The organism is Syntrophomonas sp. UBA1041 (assembly GCF_002316705.1).
GTDB lineage: Bacteria > Bacillota > Syntrophomonadia > Syntrophomonadales > Syntrophomonadaceae > DTU019.
In genome coordinates this window covers 1-17,083 of sequence record NZ_DCEA01000020.1, presented here as the reverse complement: position 1 = coordinate 17,083, position 17,083 = coordinate 1, and the positions used below count along the sequence as shown (strand labels likewise).

The following is a 17,083-nucleotide window of genomic DNA, read 5'->3' as shown; positions in this document are numbered from 1 at the left end:
TGCCATTTCACCAGTCCCATCCGGCGTTATCCGGACCTTATCGTCCACCGGGTCCTGACCCTGATGCTGGATAAGTCCATTAATGCCAAAACGCGGGCATCTCTGGAAGCCAAAATGCTAAAATACGGCGAGCATTCCAGCCTGCAGGAGCAAAAGGCGGAAGAAGCGGAACGTGACCTGATCGATCTCAAGAAGGCCGAATATATGCAGCAATATGTGGGAGAGCAGTTTACGGCCCGTATTTCCTCGGTGCAGTCCTTTGGATTCTTCGTGGAGCTGGAAAATACTATCGAAGGATTGGTCCATATCTCCACCATCGCCGATGATTATTACGAATTCAATGACCGCGACTATACCCTGATAGGTACCCACACCGGACGCAAATTCGCCATCGGGGATGAAGTCAACGTGCAGTTGGTGCGTGTAGACATCGATGATGCCCAGATTGATTTTGAGTTAATATAAATAACCGCCCAACCGCGATGGGGCGGGACTTCCAAGCGGGACGGAGCCTCTGCGCGGCTTGACTTGCTCCAAGTGTTCCCATAAACTATTAATATGGGCTAAATAAATATACTTACGGCTAAAGCTCCGGGCGCGAAAGCGTGAAGGGCAGAAGCTGATAAATTGCAACTACCGGTGTGGGGTAGCCAGTATTTTGTTATGCCTGCCCTTATTGTATCTTTCTGAAGGAGGTGAGTTATTTCAGGGTAACAATTTAAAAGGGTAATGTATTTGTTTTCTAACATGTCTTCATTACCATTCTCGAAGCTGAATTCCAGACTGCCCGGTCTGGAAGCGGGGGAACCATTGAATGGGGTGAATCCGGTGAACCGGTAGGGCACCCTGGCCCGAATCCGTCAGCTAACCTCGTAAGCATGCCAGGGAGAGAATGGGGCTATTTTTATAAGTCTAATTGAGCCCCTCTTAAAATCTCTCAACTATGGAAACCGTTAATAGGGTCGACCGGCTGGATAGTGCTGATATCCGATACCAGCTGTTCTTGCCGTGCTAAGTTAACATGGGCTAATCATGGGCAGAATGGATTTTCTGCCAATACTTGTTTGTACCCCTTTTTAAGGTAGAAAGGAGTTGGGAAGGATATGGTCACTTTCCGTTCAGTTACTAAAGCATATCGCAATCATATTGCAGTTAAAAAATTTAATCTGGAAGTGCAAGACGGCGAGTTTCTGGTTCTTATTGGACCCAGTGGCTGCGGTAAAACCACCACTTTAAAAATGGTGAACCGTCTTATCGAGCCAACCAGCGGAGAAATACTGATTGATGGGAAAAATGTCAGAGCAATGGACGCTGTTGCTTTAAGACGCCGGATCGGATATGTAATTCAGCAGGTAGGTCTTTTTCCCAATATGACAGTGGAACAAAACATTGATCTGGTACCGCGTTTGATCGGGTGGGACAGCAAGAAGTGCAAAAGCAGGGTGAAGGAATTGCTGGAAATGGTAAATATGAATCCTGATATTTATGCTTCCCGGTATCCCAACGAGTTAAGCGGCGGACAGCAGCAGCGCATAGGAGTTTTACGTGCAGCGGCAGTCGAACCCCCCCTTATTTTGATGGATGAGCCTTTTGGTGCCTGTGATCCCATCTCCCGTGAAACACTGCAGGATGAAATGAAAAAATTGCAAAATACCCTTAAAAAAACCGTAATATTTGTCACTCATGATATGGATGAGGCATTGAAGCTGGCTGATCGCATAGTCATCATGCGACAAGGTGAGATAATTCAGGTTGATACGCCGGAACGAATATTGCGTCAGCCGGCCGATGCTTTCGTGGAATCATTTATCGGCAAGAATAGGATCAACAATCCGGCCTTGCTTGGTGTGGAACAGGTAATGAAGACTAACCCGGTTACCGTAAGCCCTGATTGCGGGCTGGCTGAATGCGTCGCTTTGATGAGAAGAAAAAAGGTGGATACCGTACTGGTAGTTGACGGCCAGGGTCGGCTTCTGGGTGGAGTGGATATCGAAGAGCTGGACCGGCAGAGGTCTTTGCATAAAATAGGCGATATCAGCCGTGAGCTGAATGCGGTATTAAATAATGTCAGCGGGCGTGAAGCCTTTGCCATTATGAATGAGAACCAGCTTAAATATCTGCCGGTGGTGGATAACCAGAACCATCTGCTGGGCCTGGTGACCAGAACCAGTATAGTGGATGCCATAGCGTCAGCAGTCTGGGGTGATGGCGAGAGTGCTTAATATGATGCAGTTTTTAGATATGAATGGTGCAGCGATCATCGAGGCTACCCTGCAGCACCTCTATCTGTCCTTTGGTTCCGTACTTATCGGCTGTCTGGTGGCAATCCCGGCCGGTATTTGGATAACCGGACGGGATAAGCTGGCCGGGCATGTACTGAGAGTAATCGGAACTATTCAAACCATACCCAGCCTGGCTTTGCTCGGGTTTGCCCTGCCTTTGTTTGGTATTGGCACTCTTCCGGCTATGATCGTATTATTTCTCTATTCCCTTTTGCCCATCCTGAGAAATACCTATACCGGTCTTATTTCCATCAACCCCGCTTTTATTGAAGCAGGCAAGGGGATGGGGATGAGCGGCCGCCAATTATTATTTATGGTAAAGCTGCCCCTGGCTCTGCCGGTAATTATGGATGGGATCAAAATTTCCACCGTTTACATTTTAAGCTGGGCTACCCTGGGTGCCCTGATCGGGGCAGGCGGACTGGGGGACCTCATTTTTACCGGCATCCAGACCGCCGATGCCAATTATATTCTGGCCGGCGCCGTACCGGTGGCCTTGCTGACGGCAGCAGCCGGATGGCTGCTGGGGAGGGCTGAAATAGCATTAACTCCTGCGGGTGGAAAATAAAACAGGGGAGGTTGGATTTTATGTTTAATATTCCGCTTTTAACTTTACAACATCTGGAATTATCCGCGGCGGGAGTGGCATTGGCTATGGCGATAGGGATTCCCCTGGGTTATCTCATAACCAGGAACAAGATATTGGCTCGAACCGTTCTTGCGTTTATCGATATAACCCAGACTATTCCTGCGCTGGCCTTACTAGCCTTGCTCCTGTTATGGATGGGATTGGGCAATGGGCCGTTAATAGCAGCTTTGGTCATTTATTCTCTGTTACCGATTGTACGCAATACTTATACCGGCCTAAATTCGGTAGATGCTTCCCTGATTGAAGCCGGCAAGGGCATGGGCATGACCAGGTGGCAGCTTTTGCGCATGGTCCAGATACCAATTGCCCTGCCGGTGATTATGGCCGGCATTAGAGTAGCTATGGTCACTGCCATAGGGATCGCGGCCATAGGTGTACTTATTGGGGCAGGAGGTCTGGGGGCACCCATCTGGAGAGGTATGCAGCAAATGGATAATGGCATGATTTTATCCGGTGCCATTCCTGCAGCGCTATTGGCTATTATCACCGAAACTGTCATGGAACGGGTAGAGCAAGGGTTAACTCCCCGGGGATTAAGAAAAGTTGTTACCGGTAACTAAAAACAGGAGGGATAAGCATGAAAAGAATAAAAATATTAGGTTTGATTTTGATCACAGGATTGCTTTTAAGTACGGTGGCCGGCTGTGGCGGGAGTAGCCCAACCGCTTCTTCCGGCCGTGATGGAACACTTACCATCGGCTCCAAAAATTTTACTGAAAACATAATTATGGCCGAAATAATGGCCCAAACCGTCGAAGCTAACACCAGTCTCAAGGTAGAACGCAAACTAAATCTGGGCGGAACTTTGATTTGCTGGGAAGGTCTTAAAAAAGGTGAACTGGATATGTACCCCGACTACACTGGAACCGGCCTTATGGCCATTTTAAAAAGAGAGGTTATAACCGATCCGGATGAGGTTTATGATATTGTGCAGCAGGAATATAATAAGCAATTTAAAATTAAATGGCTCAAGCCGGTTGGTTTTAACAATACTTATGCCACTGCGGTTACCAAGGAATTTGCGAAGAAACATGCTTTAAATACCACTTCCGATCTTAAAGCCCATGCGGGTGATCTCGTATTCTGCGCTGAACAGGAATTTTTTAACCGTAACGATGGTTTTCAAGGTTTTTGCCAAGCCTACGGTCTCAAATTCAAGGATACCAAAGCTATGGACATCGGGCTTAAATATAAGGCTGTAGCTGACGGCAAGGTTGACGTGATCGATGCCTTTTCCACTGACGGGGAACTGGTAAGCTACAAAATGAAAGTGCTGGAGGACGATCAAAATTTCTTCCCGCCCTATTATTGCGCGCCGGTAGTACGGATGGATACCCTGGAAAAACATCCGGAGCTGGAGGATGTGCTTAATAAGCTGGCAGGGAAAATAAGTGATGAAGATATGCAGCAGATGAACTATAAAGTGAAAGAAAAAGGATTGAACCCCGCCGATGTCGCGGCCGAATTTCTTAAAGCCAAAGGGATCGTAAAATAGGGGACCAGTCCCGGCAGGCCCGCTCCTGAAGCCGGGTCCGCCGGGCCGGGTGCCAAGTCTGCGCTATACCAATCAGCGTAGACGGCGGCACCGACCATCGCCTCGTAAGAAAATTCCGCTTATAAAGCGTTTGCGACTTATTTGCGCAGAATTGCTCATTATTTGCCCTACTTGACTGCTATTATACTGTGCGTTATAATAAGGACGCAAGCGATGTACAAAAACCCTGGCGTTGGAGTGAAACATTTGCCCCATGCGAGGGTTTTATTGTCTTGTCAGAGAGCAATTGAGGTGTAATCATGGGCAGCAGTAAAAAGGGTATCAAAATAGTGGTTGAAAACCGCAAAGCCCGGCACGATTACCACATAAAGGAAACATTCGAAGCCGGCATGGTTTTAGTCGGCACCGAAGTCAAATCCCTGCGTATGGGCAAGGGCAATTTGAAGGATGCTTATGCGGTAGTCAAAGGCGGCGAGGTCTGGGTGAATAATTTTCACATCAGCCCGTATGAAAAGGGCAATCAGTTTAATCATGACCCTTTGCGGCCGAAAAAACTTCTCTTGAATCGCCGGGAAATAAACCATCTGGTAGGAATGCAGCAGGAAAAAGGCTATACCCTGGTGCCGCTCAAAATCTACCTTAAAAACGGTCTGGCTAAAATGGATTTGGCTGTAGGAGTTGGTAAAAAGCTCTATGACAAGCGCGAAGACATCGCCGCCCGCGATGCCAAACGGGACATCGAACGGGCGTTGAAAGAACGCAACAGATAATTGCAAACTCATTAAACTCTCGCACTAAAGCGTTAACTATTTTTTAATCATGGGGGCGTAATGGTTTCGACGGGGGATGAGATGGGTTGGGCAGCGAGCCGAGTTGTCGCCAGCTCGTTAAAAAGGTGAAAAAATTAAAATAACTGCAGAAGATAATTTTGCACTAGCGGCTTAAGCCGCTCGTCCGGCCAGGTTTCCTAACGGCTTGGTGCAGGGCGTCACTTAGTTAGGGTACCCTTAAGCCTTCCTCCTCGAGGGGCTTTCTGGGGAAACTAATCGGGGATAGCTCGAAGGAGCCTGTCCGCGGGCGCCGGTTGAGCGAAATCCAAATCACGGACTGCGCTCGGAGACACCTGGCTGGTCTTTCTTTCGGACGGGGGTTCGACTCCCCCCGCCTCCACCAGATAAGTACGCAAAGATTGATACAATGTAAAATCCCAGTATTATTGAGGTTTGCGTCAATTTTGCGTTAAGATAAAGCACCGTTTGAAGGCGGTGTTTTTTTGTTTTTGGCACCCTTTCGTTGAAAGATGCACACCCCTTTACAGGGGAAAAGGGGGAATCGTTAAAAGGTATGGGAATCGTTGAAAGGTATGGGAGTCCTCTAAAATCGCCGAATCCTGCAGCCATCCGGCAAGATGACGTATAGAGCAGTTCCCCAAAGGCGAGTAATATTACCCTTCCAACTGATAAATAAGGGCTTGCATTGCCAAATCGATCACATAATCCAAGTCCACGTTTTCATCCGCTTTAAGAAGCACATCATTATTGGCGAAATTGCCTATGCCGGTATAATTTTTGCACAGCCCTTTTTCGTCCTTGATTTTGTCAAAAGGAATGTTAAAGGCAATGGTCAACTCATTTTTGGAAGGGCGGATATTAACAAAATTTGTTTCACTCTTGTAGGCAATGTACTGTTGCTTGTATTCTTTGACAATATCAACATCGAGGGTGAGCAGCTTTCGGTCCAGTTCGTCGTATATTTTAGCTATTGCAGGCGACACCGGCGGGTAGTGGGCCATGGAAGTATATGCAGGTTCAGTTTTCCCCTTATCTGCATATTCATCAAGCTCCGCCTGGGTTACTGCCGGGTATGGCCATATTTTAACCGCCATCTCTGCGAGTATGCCAGCCCGTTTGATTATCTCGTCTTTGTCCCATTTGGGCAAATCGCCCAGTGTGTCATTCAAGCGCAGGTGACTTGACTTGAACCCCCCTCCGATTGTCTGTTTAACCTTAAACGGCTTGTCGCTCATTTCGCTGTTGTAGCCGGTTAGGGTTAGATTACCGATGGTGTGCAGATAGGTCTTTTGAATCTCTTTCCAGTCCGGGCCTAACATGTCCTGCCATTCCTGACTAAGATTTGGATTCTGCGGCATGATATGCTCTACCGTATATCCGTTGCCGGTTATACTGATTGGCTCTTTATGGTTTTGGTTTTCCAACGATTCAAGGATATAATTCCTGATACGCACCTTATAAATTTCCTTGGCAACAAATTTAGCCTTAAATTCCTCATCAGTCGGAAAGGCCCGGTATGAATCCTTGAGTACATACTCGGCCAGGACACTGCTGACATACTTGTCCTTTTTGATTTTGGGATAGAAGGTTGCGAACGTTTTATTCAGGGAATTGGTTGGGATTTCGCAAATAACGCGGCGGACAACATAGCTTATGGTTGCTTTAATGATAGCAATAAAATCTGCCTTGGTAATAACCTGGTTCTCGTAATCATTGTAAACACGCATCAAAAAAGGATAGCAAACGCTGACATCCAGCATCCTCAGTTCATCCCACAGGGCTTTTAATTCCTTGTCGCTTTCTTTACCCAGGTGAATACGTAAATAGTACTGCGCATATGTATATACCTCGGCGAGCAGCTGTTCGTTGCTAATGCCGCTTTTATGGTATTGTTTAAATGCTTCATACACCTCGCCGATTTTGCAGATACGTCCCGTACTGCTTTGACTGGTTAAAAAATCCCGGATGAAGAAATCAAAGTAATCAGTGTAGCCCTGCTGGCCAAACCCCTGTTCCATGGGGCGCCAGTAGGTTGTATAAAGCTTGTTTTGCATTTCGGGTGTTTGCCCCATCAGGATATAATTGCGAATGAGATCGGCCTGAGACAAATCTTTACCCGTGGAATTCATGCTTTCGAATATCAACTGCGGATTGTCCTGGGTTTTATCCAGGGCGACCGAAACCAGCATGAGACGGCTGATGCCTTCATATATCGTCTCTATGCTTTCGCCGCTCTGCTCAATAATATCCGTAAACAGCATAAAATTCTTTAACATCTGCTCAGATGGATTATGGAGCGTTTTTTCCGTCCCTTCCAGGATACGGACAAATGTTTCTTTGTCCTGTTCAGTCAACAGGATTTTATATTTGTCATTCCCGACTTCCTCGCTGTTCAACAGAAAATAGTTCCTGATTTTATTGGGGTTGATGCGGTTTTCGAGCTTGTTTTTCTCAATATAGCGGGTAAGTGCGCAAAGCAGCAAAGACAGCGTCGTGAGTCGCTGCTGCCCGTCAATAAGCAAGAATTGCTGCGGCTTGCCAATAGGCGTTCCCAGGTCAATATAGACGACCGAGCCGATAAAATGCACCATGCCTTCTTTATTGAGGGTGATTTGAATAATATCTTTCCACAGCTGGTTGCACTGTTTGGCCGTCCAGCTATAGGTGCGCTGGTATATAGGCACAATAAACTGTATTGCGCCGTTCATCAGTTTTTGCAGACTGGTTTCCCCGGCTTTCAACGATTAAACCTCCTATGGGAAAAACAGAATTTCAAATATCGCATGACACTAATATTATTTACATACCACCATTTACCATTACTCTTCGCTCTCTAAGGCAGACAGTATCTCCTTGAAGCTGTTCATGGCTGTTTCGAGGTTTTCCAGTATCTCCGCAGCCAGCACATCCGGATCAGGCAGGTTGTCCAGATCAGCCAGCGACTTATCCTTGATCCAGAAAATATCGAGGCTGGTCTTGTCCCGCGCCATTATCTCCTCAACCGTGAATCTTCTGAACCGTCCGTCAGGGTTATCCTCCGAATAAGTCTCGCGCCGTTCGTGGCGGTTTTCAGGATGGTAGCAGTCGATAAAATCCTGCAGATCGGCTCTGGCCATGGGATTTTTCTTTAAGGTAAAGTGCATATTGGTACGGAAATCGTAAATCCATACCTCCTTGGTCTGGATCTCCGGGCTGGCAGGACGCTTGTCAAAAAAGATCACATTAGCCTTGACCCCGGGTTTATAGAATATACCGGTAGGCAGCCGCAGGATGGTGTGCAGGTCGCAGGTCTGCAGCAGTTTCTTGCGGACAGTTTCACCGGCGCCCCCTTCAAACAACACATTGTCCGGCACAACGACTGCGGCCTTGCCTGTCGATTTGAGTAGTGTATTAATATGCTGCACAAAATTCAGTTGCTTATTGGACCCGGTTGCCCAAAAGTCCTGGCGGTTATAGACCAGATCCTCTCTTTCCTGTTCGCCCTGCTCATTGGTGAAGGTCATGGATGATTTTTTGCCGAAAGGCGGATTGGTCAATACATAGTCGAAACGTTCGCCAGGATCAGACAGCAAGGCGTCATTCCTGGTGACTGGCACGGTGCCATAGATATCGCCAATATTATGCAAAAACAGGTTCATCAAACAGAGACGGTAGGTGTTGCGCACAATCTCCCAACCACGAAAAGTCCCGTTTTTCAAGAACTCCTTCTGATCGCGGTCCAGCGGATAGGACCGGGAGATATAATTATGTGCGGCCAAGAAGAAGCCGCCAGTCCCGCAGGCAGGATCAGCGATGGTTTTCATCGGTTCGGGACGCAGGCATTCTACCATGGCCTGAATCAACGCACGGGGGGTGAAATACTGTCCGGCTCCACTCTTTGTATCTTCGGCATTTTTCTCAAGCAGGCCCTCATAGATATCCCCTTTGACATCGGTGGACATGGAAACCCAGTTCTCGTCATCGATCATTTTGACGATACGGGCCAGCTTAGCCGCCTCGCTGATTTTATTCTGTGCTCCGGTAAAAATTTCGCCTAAGATACCGGGTTTCTCCGCTAGCTTCTCCAGCGTCCTTTTATATTGCTGTTCCAGGTCAACTCCGGAAAGGCTGTTCATATCCGCCCACGTATAGCCCTGTGGGATGCCGAGATTGCGGTTATACGGGGGCCGGGAATACTCATCAGCCATTTTGAGAAAGATCATATAGGTAAGCTGCTCCAGATAATCGCCATAGGAAACGCCGTCATCATAGAGAACGCCACACATGGACCAAACCTTGGATATGATTGTTGATGTATTGTTTTCAGACATTTATTTCCTCCTCATGCGTTACCAGTTTTCCTTCAAAAGCCATCTGTAATATGCTTTGGCGCAGGCTTTCAGCCTGTATTTCAGCAACATCAATACTCTTTTCAATATGTTCACATACTGAAATCCGATTCTCAATTATTGAAATAATCTCTCTTTGTTCCTCCAGTGAACATGTAGGTACTTGTAAATTTTTAACTTTACCAATGCTAAGCGTGTACAAACCTGAGGTTGAAGAAGCAACTTCAAGGATCTGATTCCGACCATCTTTTGACATTAAATAGTATAAGGCAAATTTAGAAAGCATACTGCCATTAGGGCGTGCCTTTATAATGTGATTTTGATGCAAACACTGTTTGATTTGGCCATTCCAAATAGAAACCCTGCCAATCTGTTCTTTACTACCGTTGCCTTCAACAATCAAAAGGTCTTGTTCTTTTAAGAGTGTCCTATCGATTTCATTTTCTTTTACACCGATTTCTTTAATGTCCGTAAGATCAATAAAATTGTAATATACATTTGCAACTCTCAAATAGGGCATTTTAATTGGAAGTACATTTCTTCTTGAATTTAGAGTTAATCCGCCAGATACATCAAAGTAATTAGTTATATTTGAAAAAGATTTATATCTATCAAACGCATCCTTAAGCACTGCCTGCCGGTAAAGCTTAAGTTGCATCTTCATTTTTTGCAGCGCTTCAACTCCCTTATCCAATTCGGAAAAGAGCTCCTCAATTTTGGCAATAATGCGAAGCTGTTCTTCCATTGGAATGATAGGAAAATCGAAGTTCCCCAGGATTTCCGGGTTAACATGTGGAGTTCCTGTGCCTTTAACTTTTGAGTTAAGTATCCTATATTTGCCCTGCAAAAAATAATACAAAAACTCGTTTGTTACCCCGGGCACAGATATTTTTGCAAGAGTTGAACCAACATAACCCTTATATGCTTTCCCTACCATTCCTGAACGAGAACCATCCCAAACCATAAGTAGATCGCCATCTTCACATGGTAGACAATTTTCCCCGTCTGTATATTCATCAAAGACATGCTGTTCAAAAGCTTTAATATTGATATACGGCAACCATCCATCTGATGGTTCAGAAGCTACAAATTTTGGCTTTTTACCTTTGGCAGAGATTAATACCTCTCCAAGCTTTACAGAATCATATGTTTTTTTGTTTAATACACCGTTATTTGACACTATATCTTATCCTTCCTTACGCCACCAATGCTTCATTAATTTCTTTGAGCACATCCAGATACCCGTTGCCGAACAGCTGATAAAACCGACCCAGACCGCCCTTTTCATCAAAGGGGGAGAGTTCCAAATCCTCCGGCTCAATGGAGAGTGAGGTTGCAATATGATCTTTAATCATGCGCAGCCAGTTCATTTGCTCCTCAGTAAAGTGGATATTTCCCGCGTTCTTTGCCAGGGTCCAGCGCATGAAGTTATAATTCACCGTATCGGCATAGGGTGCCAGCTGACTGGCATATCCCAGTTCGAACCTTATGAGCGATACAATATCGGTCAACATCCGTACCGAGCCTCTGCCTTTGACCACTCCGGGGTTCCTTACATAATAGCTCTCCCAGAGCCGTTCTGCCGTCAATCCATACGGGGATGCCATCAGTTTTTCATGGAGCTCCTTGATCATATCCAGGGTCAAAGCACGGTTCTGATAGCTTTGATTGTAGATGATGCGCAGGGCTAAAATCTCGTCTTTGTTTTCCTCTATAAACTGGCGGAAACTATCAATGTTCCGGTCAGCCTTCTGCGCTTGCTCTGCGCTCCATCCGGCAAAACTCACGGTATCCAGGTTGACGTTGTCAATCACCTGCTCGTGGTTCTTGCGCACGTTTTCAAGATAATCCCGCAACTCGGGGACATTGAAAGGCAGAGCGGCAGTATCGATTAATCTTCCCTGCACTTCATTCATCTGTTCAGTTGTTAATATTGCTTCTGCAGGAATGCCGAATTGCTCACGCGCTTTCTGCTCGATAACATCGGTATCAAAGGCATCCAAAAGATTTTGTACAATAGCGCTGACCGATATCCCGCCTGAAATCTCAGAAAAATTTCCCCGCTCCCTGGGAGTCATGGCGCTGTTCAGGCGCGCCAAACGGTTGGCCAGCGAGATAATCACATCTTCGTCACGACTGCCCATCGCCACACTCAGCATGAGGTCGCGCATGGATACGGCAGGTTTGCGCTCCAATGGGCGGGAATCGGTTTTTAAAGATTTGGTCACACCTACCGCGTCAATGATGACATAATGGGTTTTGTTGCTGGTTGCAGAAGGAGTTACTTTCTGTAGATCATCTTTAGAAAGGGTGCGCGTGCCGCGGCCTTTCATCTGTTCAAAGTAGTTCCTGCTCCGTACATCACGCATGAAGATCAGGCATTCAACCGGCTTGATGTCTGTGCCGGTTGCAATCATGTCAACAGTTACTGCGATACGGGGGTAATAATCATTGCGGAAAGCTGAAAGCAGGGACTTAGGATTTTCTTTGCTCTGATAGGTTATCTTTCGGCAGAAATCATTGCCTTCTCCAAATTCCTCACGGACAATCTGGACAATGTCATCGGCATGGCTGTCCGTTTTGGCAAAAATGAGTGTCTTAGGAATTTCTTTACGACCTGGAAATATATCGGTCAGCATCTTTTCTTTGACTGTGCGCATGATCGTGCGGATCTGGCTTGGGTTAACCACATCACGGTCAAGCTGGCTGCCGCTATATTCCAGGTCCTCGTCAAGCTGCTCCCAGCGCTTTTTTCGCGTCAAGCGATCGCGTTTTTCAATAGTTTGTTTTAGTATCACGGAACCTTTTTTCGTTATGTCGGTTTCAATGGTATAGATGTCGCCCCCGACATTTACGTTGTCGATTACAGCCTGCTCATGGGTATACTCACTGACCACATTTTCGTTGAAAAAAGCAAAGGTACGTTTATCCGGCGTGGCGGTGAGGCCTATAAGAAAGGCATCGAAATAGTCTAGCACCTGCTGCCAGATATTATAAATGGAGCGATGGCATTCATCAATAATGATAAAATCGAAGAATTCGATGGGGTACTTTTCATTATATGTCACTTCTTTAGGACGGCCAACCAACTGAACCTCATTGAGCGATGTTTCCTCAAGACTCTCATCCAGTTCCTCGCCACGTAATATGGAATACATGCGCTGGATAGTGCTGATGCATACATGGCTATCCTGCGGTATATATGAAGAATTGAGGCGGCGCACGTTGTAGATTTCAGGAAACAGGCGCACATCATCATTTGGTTTATACTTCCGGAATTCTTCCTCCGCCTGTTCACCCAGGTTTTTCGTGTCAACCAGAAACAGGACCCGCTTGTTCCTGGCAAAGCGTAGCAAACGGTAAACCGCAGTGATAGCTGTAAAAGTCTTACCGGCTCCAGTCGCCATCTGAATTAGAGCGCGGGGTTTGTTCTCGGAAAAAGACTGTTCCAGATTGATTATAGCGCGGGTTTGGCAGTCGCGAAATCCAGCAGCATCAAAAGGCGGCAGCTTTTTCAAATTATTGCGCAGGGTATCCGGTGCTTTTAACCATTTATACAGGGTTTCGGGCCGGTGGAAAGAAAACACCTGGCGTGAACGGGCTTTCTCGTCTGCGTAATCAGTAAAACGCGTAATGATATCGGTAGCCTCGTAGGCAAAGCGAATTGGCTGGGTACTATTTATCCATTTAAATTTGCTGGTGGCATAGCGTGCAGACTGTTCTTCAACAGTCGTGATTGTTTCCCCTTTTTCGCTTGCTTTTGCCTCGACAATACCAACCAAGGATTTCCCAACAAAAAGCGCATAGTCAACCGGGCCGGTGCTGGTCGGGTACTCCCTAACGGCGACACCCAAAGCAGCCAGCGGATTAAACTGCCGCATATCTTGAAGCAGCCAGCCGGCTTGTTTAAGTTTTATATCAATCACTTCTCTTGCTTTTGCTTCCGGTGTCATATTTGTCTTTCACTCCTCTCCAGCGTCCTGCCCGGGCTACCAGTTACAATACAAAATACAGCGTTCGCTGAAATTAATGCGTTATAATCCATAGCAAATTTCGGTAGCGGGCATGTAGATTCCTGCAGGATTATAATTATATCTGTATAATTTTAGAAAAAAGGAAGGAAGAAATTCCCGATGCTATATAATCGTACCAGAATGCTGTCTCACCAAAAATCAATTAACCATGCCGGATCAATAAAGGGAGTTTTGACTTTTTGTTGTTGGGGGTAGGCCAATGGGAAAACTCAGTTCGTTCAGGGATGTCATCGAAGATATGTTCTATAACGACATCTTCAACGCATTATCAGCATTTATTGAAGAAAACCCCAGCCGACTGGAAAGCAATTCATACCGCATCCACAGCCCGGATGAAGCCGCGTTATCTGATTTTAAAGTCCAATTTGTAGATATTACCGAATCCGAGGAAGATGGGGTTCTTTTTGACGTGGTGGTATCCGCAGAGGTCGAGATAGCGGAAACGGTCAGGAGAAACCGCGAGACTGACGGTATAGAGCAATGGTTTCGGGTTTCCTGCACCGCTGAATTAGAAGACGGAATTCGGGATTTTCGGATATCTGGCATACAAGTATATAGCAAAAGCAGGAGAAGTAAACAGAACAACCTGTCCGAATATTTAGTCCCCATTATTTATAAGGAGCACCTGGATAATGTCGCGGAGAAATTTCTGTCGAAATATTATCCAGAAGCGTTGATAGAGCCAATGCCCGTCCCCTCTCGTGAAGTCGCCAAAAGAATGGGGCTTGACGTTCAGGAAGTACATATTACAAAAACTTGTTCTGTTTTCGGGCAAGTGTACTTTTCCGACTGCGAAATACAGTATTTTGACGATGACGCCAGGGAATACAAGAATTTAGCGGTTAAAAGAGGGACAATCCTGGTTGACCCGAACGTGTTTTTTATGCGCAATGTGGGATCTATGAACAATACAATCATTCATGAGTGTGTTCACTGGGACCTCCACAAAAAGTTTTTTGAACTGGAAAAGCTGTATAACAAAGAAGCGCGGTCCATAAGCTGCCAGGTTCAGGAAGGCATAAGGCCGGAAAAGAACCGGACACCGCTGGACTGGATGGAATGGCAGGCCAACGCGTTAGCGCCGAGAATACTGATGCCTACAAGGCAGGCACGGCAAAAGATAGAAGAACTCATAGAGAAAAATAAGCGTGTGTTGCAGACCGATAACATAGCGGACATTATGGAATCCGTGGTTTTCGAATTATTCGATTTCTTCGAGGTGTCAAAGCAGGCCGCCAAAATCCGCATGATTGATCTGGGTTACACAGAGGCCATCGGAGTTTTCACTTATGTTGACGACCATTATATCTCCAATTATACTTTTGAGCGGTCCGCGCTGAAAAACAACCAGACTTTTACCATTGGGATGCAGGATGCCCTTGTTGAATATGCTCTGAACCCGGATTTTCGCCAATTGATTGACTCGGGTAAGTATGTCTATGTTGACGCCCACTTTTGCGTTAATGACACCAAGTATATCCGCCAAAACGAAAGCGGTTATGCGGAACTGACCGATTACGCGAGGCAGCACATTGATGAGTGCTGCCTAATTTTCGATATTAAGGCTCGCCGGAATGACAGATACGGCGCCAAGTACTATACGGAATGCGTGCTTTTTAGAAACATTGTATCCGATACGATAATTGAGGCGAAATACAGCAGCTCCCCTCAAAACCAGCGGACCGAGGCCAGGGCTGTTGAATTAAAGAAAATCAGCAACGAGGCCAAGCGAACGGCAAATATTATGCGCGGCCTCCCCGCCACCTTTTCTGATACTCTAGTGGCCCATATGGACCGATTGGAAATTACTGTGGAGAACTTGGAAGAGAAGTCGCTGGTAAATGCCAGGACGATACAGCGCATGAGAAACGATGAAAGATACCAGCCAAAGCTAGGAACGATAGTGGCGGTCTGCATAGGCCTGCAGCTAAACCCTGTGTTTAGCGCTGATATGATAAGGAAGTCCGGCAATACGTTCAGGGCCACCGAAGAACACATAATATATCAAATGCTGCTGAATTCGTACTACCAAAACTCCATTTATGAATGCAACGAGATCTTGCAGGCTAATAACTGCAAGCCGCTAACCAAAGAAGAATAAAAATTAAATTCCCGCCGGACATTTTTTGTCCGGTTTTCTATTGCCTAAAATAAAGGCTCCCTGTGGATGGCGATATCGTTTCGCGGCCCACAGGGGGCCTTTTTTGCTGTAAAAACGGACATTTCATGTCCGGGGCAAATGCGTTTCGGGGCCATATGATTAAACCGTGAGTCTAGACAAGCTTTAAGAAAGTGAGGTGAAAGAGATGCGAGACATCCGAAACGCTCGCGGCAAGCTGGTCTGCCGCCTGGATGAGAAAGCTGGCGTCGTAGAAATCGTCCACAAAGGTTGTAAGACGCTGATTTGTTTTAAACCAGATGGAAAAGCAGAAATCATAAATACAGAAGCAGCATAACCGCAAAACACAAGTCAATAACGAGAATCCGCAGAACCGCGAGACGGGCAGGACGACACCAACCACTGGTGTTGCCGCCCGTCTCGTTTTGTTTCTACGGATTTGAGACATCGGCCCCCTGCGGATTTTCAAGCCAACTTTTGAAAATCGAAGGAGGAAAAAGATGTTAATAAATTACAAAGATGCCGATGGCAAAATCATCGAATTGGAGGTTTCTGACGAAGTCGGTACCTTCTATCTCAGTTCCGTAGAAGAAGAAAAACGTAATGAACGGCGGGAAACCCGCCGCCACACTTCCCTCGAGAGTTTCACCTATGAGGACAAGCGGTTCTTCGACGATGGAATGGACTTGCTTGCCGATCTTATAGCTTCGGAAACTGTTAGCCGCACTATGTCCCACCTCACCGAGCGACAGCAGTACCTTATCCGCAAAACCTGTCTGGAAGGTTGGAAATACACAGAACTTGCCTCACTGGAAGGCGTGGACGAGTCCGCTATACGTCACGCCGTAAACCGAGCTAAAGACAAACTTAAAAAATATCTGTCATAGACCGTCCGATTTGCTTTCCGCAGGTGGCATAAGACAGAAGGCACAAGAATCAGCCTTCGGAAAGGCAAGGTGATCCAAATGAAGCACACGCTTAGGATCAGTGTTTCAAAGGAACCGCAGGGTGGTGGAATAGTTGGCTGTCGCCATGTCACCGTGCGCGAGAGACTGCTGCGTCTCCTGCTGGGTGACAAGCAAAGGCTGACGGTCATTGTCCCTGGCGACAGCGTGAGAGCGCTTTCAATTATTGAGGAGGGAGGTGAGGGCCATGAGCAAAACCAAGCTGTTGCTGGATGTAGCGGCTAATCTGAGTAATCTGGCAGACAGCATTTTGGCAGTTGCAGAGGCAGTGGCGGATGGTGAGCCTAGCGGGGCTTTGAAGCCGGAAACACCAACTGTCAATAAGGAAGAAAAGTCTGAAACCAAAGCGGTCACGCTTGAGCAAGTCCGGGCTGTGCTGGCTGCGAAAAGCCATGACGGCTTTACCGCTGAGGTCCGAGC

Annotated in this window: 14 protein-coding genes, 1 other RNA gene and 1 riboswitch; of the genes, 11 read left to right on the top strand and 4 right to left on the bottom strand. The window is 46.6% G+C overall.

Going from position 1 to position 17,083, the window contains the following annotated elements; translation table 11 throughout:
* The 7 genes from B2633_RS04680 to ssrA all read left to right on the top strand — a co-directional run.
* Window positions 1–465 (top strand): S1 RNA-binding domain-containing protein (locus tag B2633_RS04680; protein ID WP_483169481.1); only part of this gene is annotated, 465 nt, incomplete at its 5' end.
* A 294-nt stretch (window positions 466–759) separates the two neighbouring features.
* Window positions 760–894, top strand: a riboswitch (cyclic di-AMP (ydaO/yuaA leader).
* 209 nt (window positions 895–1,103) lie between these two features.
* The gene (locus B2633_RS04675) at window positions 1,104–2,222 is read left to right on the top strand and encodes an ABC transporter ATP-binding protein (protein WP_483169480.1); all 1,119 of its coding nucleotides are present in this window, start codon (window positions 1,104–1,106) and stop codon (window positions 2,220–2,222) included.
* Between the two features lie 4 nt (window positions 2,223–2,226).
* Window positions 2,227–2,850 carry an ABC transporter permease gene (locus B2633_RS04670; RefSeq protein ID WP_483169479.1) on the top strand — a complete coding sequence of 208 codons (624 nt, stop codon included), beginning with the start codon at window positions 2,227–2,229 and terminating at the stop codon, window positions 2,848–2,850.
* Between the two features lie 20 nt (window positions 2,851–2,870).
* Window positions 2,871–3,491, top strand: a complete 621-nt coding sequence (locus B2633_RS04665) for an ABC transporter permease (protein ID WP_483169477.1) — start codon at window positions 2,871–2,873, stop codon at window positions 3,489–3,491.
* A 17-nt stretch (window positions 3,492–3,508) separates the two neighbouring features.
* A complete protein-coding gene (locus tag B2633_RS04660) occupies window positions 3,509–4,426 on the top strand; it encodes a glycine betaine ABC transporter substrate-binding protein (protein ID WP_483169476.1) in 918 nt (305 codons plus the stop codon).
* Window positions 4,427–4,725: 299 nt separating this feature from the next.
* Window positions 4,726–5,196 (top strand): SsrA-binding protein SmpB, encoded by a 471-nt coding sequence (smpB, locus tag B2633_RS04655; RefSeq protein ID WP_483169474.1) that lies wholly within the window; start codon window positions 4,726–4,728, stop codon window positions 5,194–5,196.
* 51 nt (window positions 5,197–5,247) lie between these two features.
* Window positions 5,248–5,599: a transfer-messenger RNA gene (gene ssrA / locus B2633_RS04650) on the top strand.
* 271 nt (window positions 5,600–5,870) lie between these two features.
* Here ssrA and B2633_RS04645 read toward each other — a convergent pair.
* From B2633_RS04645 to B2633_RS04630, 4 genes are all read right to left on the bottom strand, one after another.
* Window positions 5,871–7,958 carry a GmrSD restriction endonuclease domain-containing protein gene (locus tag B2633_RS04645; RefSeq protein ID WP_483169472.1) on the bottom strand — a complete coding sequence of 696 codons (2,088 nt, stop codon included), beginning with the start codon at window positions 7,956–7,958 and terminating at the stop codon, window positions 5,871–5,873.
* A gap of 78 nt (window positions 7,959–8,036) precedes the next feature.
* Window positions 8,037–9,527, bottom strand: a complete 1,491-nt coding sequence (locus B2633_RS04640; RefSeq protein ID WP_483169471.1) for a class I SAM-dependent DNA methyltransferase — start codon at window positions 9,525–9,527, stop codon at window positions 8,037–8,039.
* Window positions 9,520–10,725 (bottom strand): restriction endonuclease subunit S, encoded by a 1,206-nt coding sequence (locus B2633_RS04635; protein ID WP_483169469.1) that lies wholly within the window; start codon window positions 10,723–10,725, stop codon window positions 9,520–9,522. Before B2633_RS04635 ends, B2633_RS04640 begins: the two co-directional genes overlap by 8 nt.
* Before the next feature lie 16 nt (window positions 10,726–10,741).
* Window positions 10,742–13,498: a type I restriction endonuclease subunit R gene (locus B2633_RS04630; RefSeq protein WP_483169468.1), complete on the bottom strand. Its 2,757-nt coding sequence runs from the start codon at window positions 13,496–13,498 to the stop codon at window positions 10,742–10,744.
* Between the two features lie 280 nt (window positions 13,499–13,778).
* Here B2633_RS04630 and B2633_RS04625 point away from each other — a divergent pair, with 280 nt between their 5' ends.
* The 4 genes from B2633_RS04625 to B2633_RS04610 all read left to right on the top strand — a co-directional run.
* A complete protein-coding gene (locus B2633_RS04625; protein WP_483169466.1) occupies window positions 13,779–15,680 on the top strand; it encodes an ImmA/IrrE family metallo-endopeptidase in 1,902 nt (633 codons plus the stop codon).
* Window positions 15,681–15,885: 205 nt separating this feature from the next.
* Window positions 15,886–16,035 (top strand): hypothetical protein, encoded by a 150-nt coding sequence (locus tag B2633_RS04620; protein ID WP_483169464.1) that lies wholly within the window; start codon window positions 15,886–15,888, stop codon window positions 16,033–16,035.
* Between the two features lie 163 nt (window positions 16,036–16,198).
* Window positions 16,199–16,585 carry a sigma factor-like helix-turn-helix DNA-binding protein gene (locus B2633_RS04615; RefSeq protein WP_483169462.1) on the top strand — a complete coding sequence of 129 codons (387 nt, stop codon included), beginning with the start codon at window positions 16,199–16,201 and terminating at the stop codon, window positions 16,583–16,585.
* Window positions 16,586–16,850: 265 nt separating this feature from the next.
* Window positions 16,851–17,083, top strand: a 233-nt coding sequence (locus B2633_RS04610) for an rRNA biogenesis protein rrp5 (RefSeq protein ID WP_483169460.1), incomplete at its 3' end; no start/stop codon positions are given.

Coding starts and splice junctions, on each gene's coding strand:
- B2633_RS04620 (WP_483169464.1), top strand. CDS start 15,886: ATGCGAGACATCCGAAACGCTCGCGGCAAGCTGGTCTGCCGCCTGGAT.
- B2633_RS04625 (WP_483169466.1), top strand. CDS start 13,779: ATGGGAAAACTCAGTTCGTTCAGGGATGTCATCGAAGATATGTTCTAT.
- B2633_RS04640 (WP_483169471.1), bottom strand. CDS start 9,527: ATGTCTGAAAACAATACATCAACAATCATATCCAAGGTTTGGTCCATG.
- B2633_RS04660 (WP_483169476.1), top strand. CDS start 3,509: ATGAAAAGAATAAAAATATTAGGTTTGATTTTGATCACAGGATTGCTT.
- B2633_RS04615 (WP_483169462.1), top strand. CDS start 16,199: ATGTTAATAAATTACAAAGATGCCGATGGCAAAATCATCGAATTGGAG.
- smpB (WP_483169474.1), top strand. CDS start 4,726: ATGGGCAGCAGTAAAAAGGGTATCAAAATAGTGGTTGAAAACCGCAAA.
- B2633_RS04675 (WP_483169480.1), top strand. CDS start 1,104: ATGGTCACTTTCCGTTCAGTTACTAAAGCATATCGCAATCATATTGCA.
- B2633_RS04630 (WP_483169468.1), bottom strand. CDS start 13,498: ATGACACCGGAAGCAAAAGCAAGAGAAGTGATTGATATAAAACTTAAA.
- B2633_RS04665 (WP_483169477.1), top strand. CDS start 2,871: ATGTTTAATATTCCGCTTTTAACTTTACAACATCTGGAATTATCCGCG.
- B2633_RS04670 (WP_483169479.1), top strand. CDS start 2,227: ATGCAGTTTTTAGATATGAATGGTGCAGCGATCATCGAGGCTACCCTG.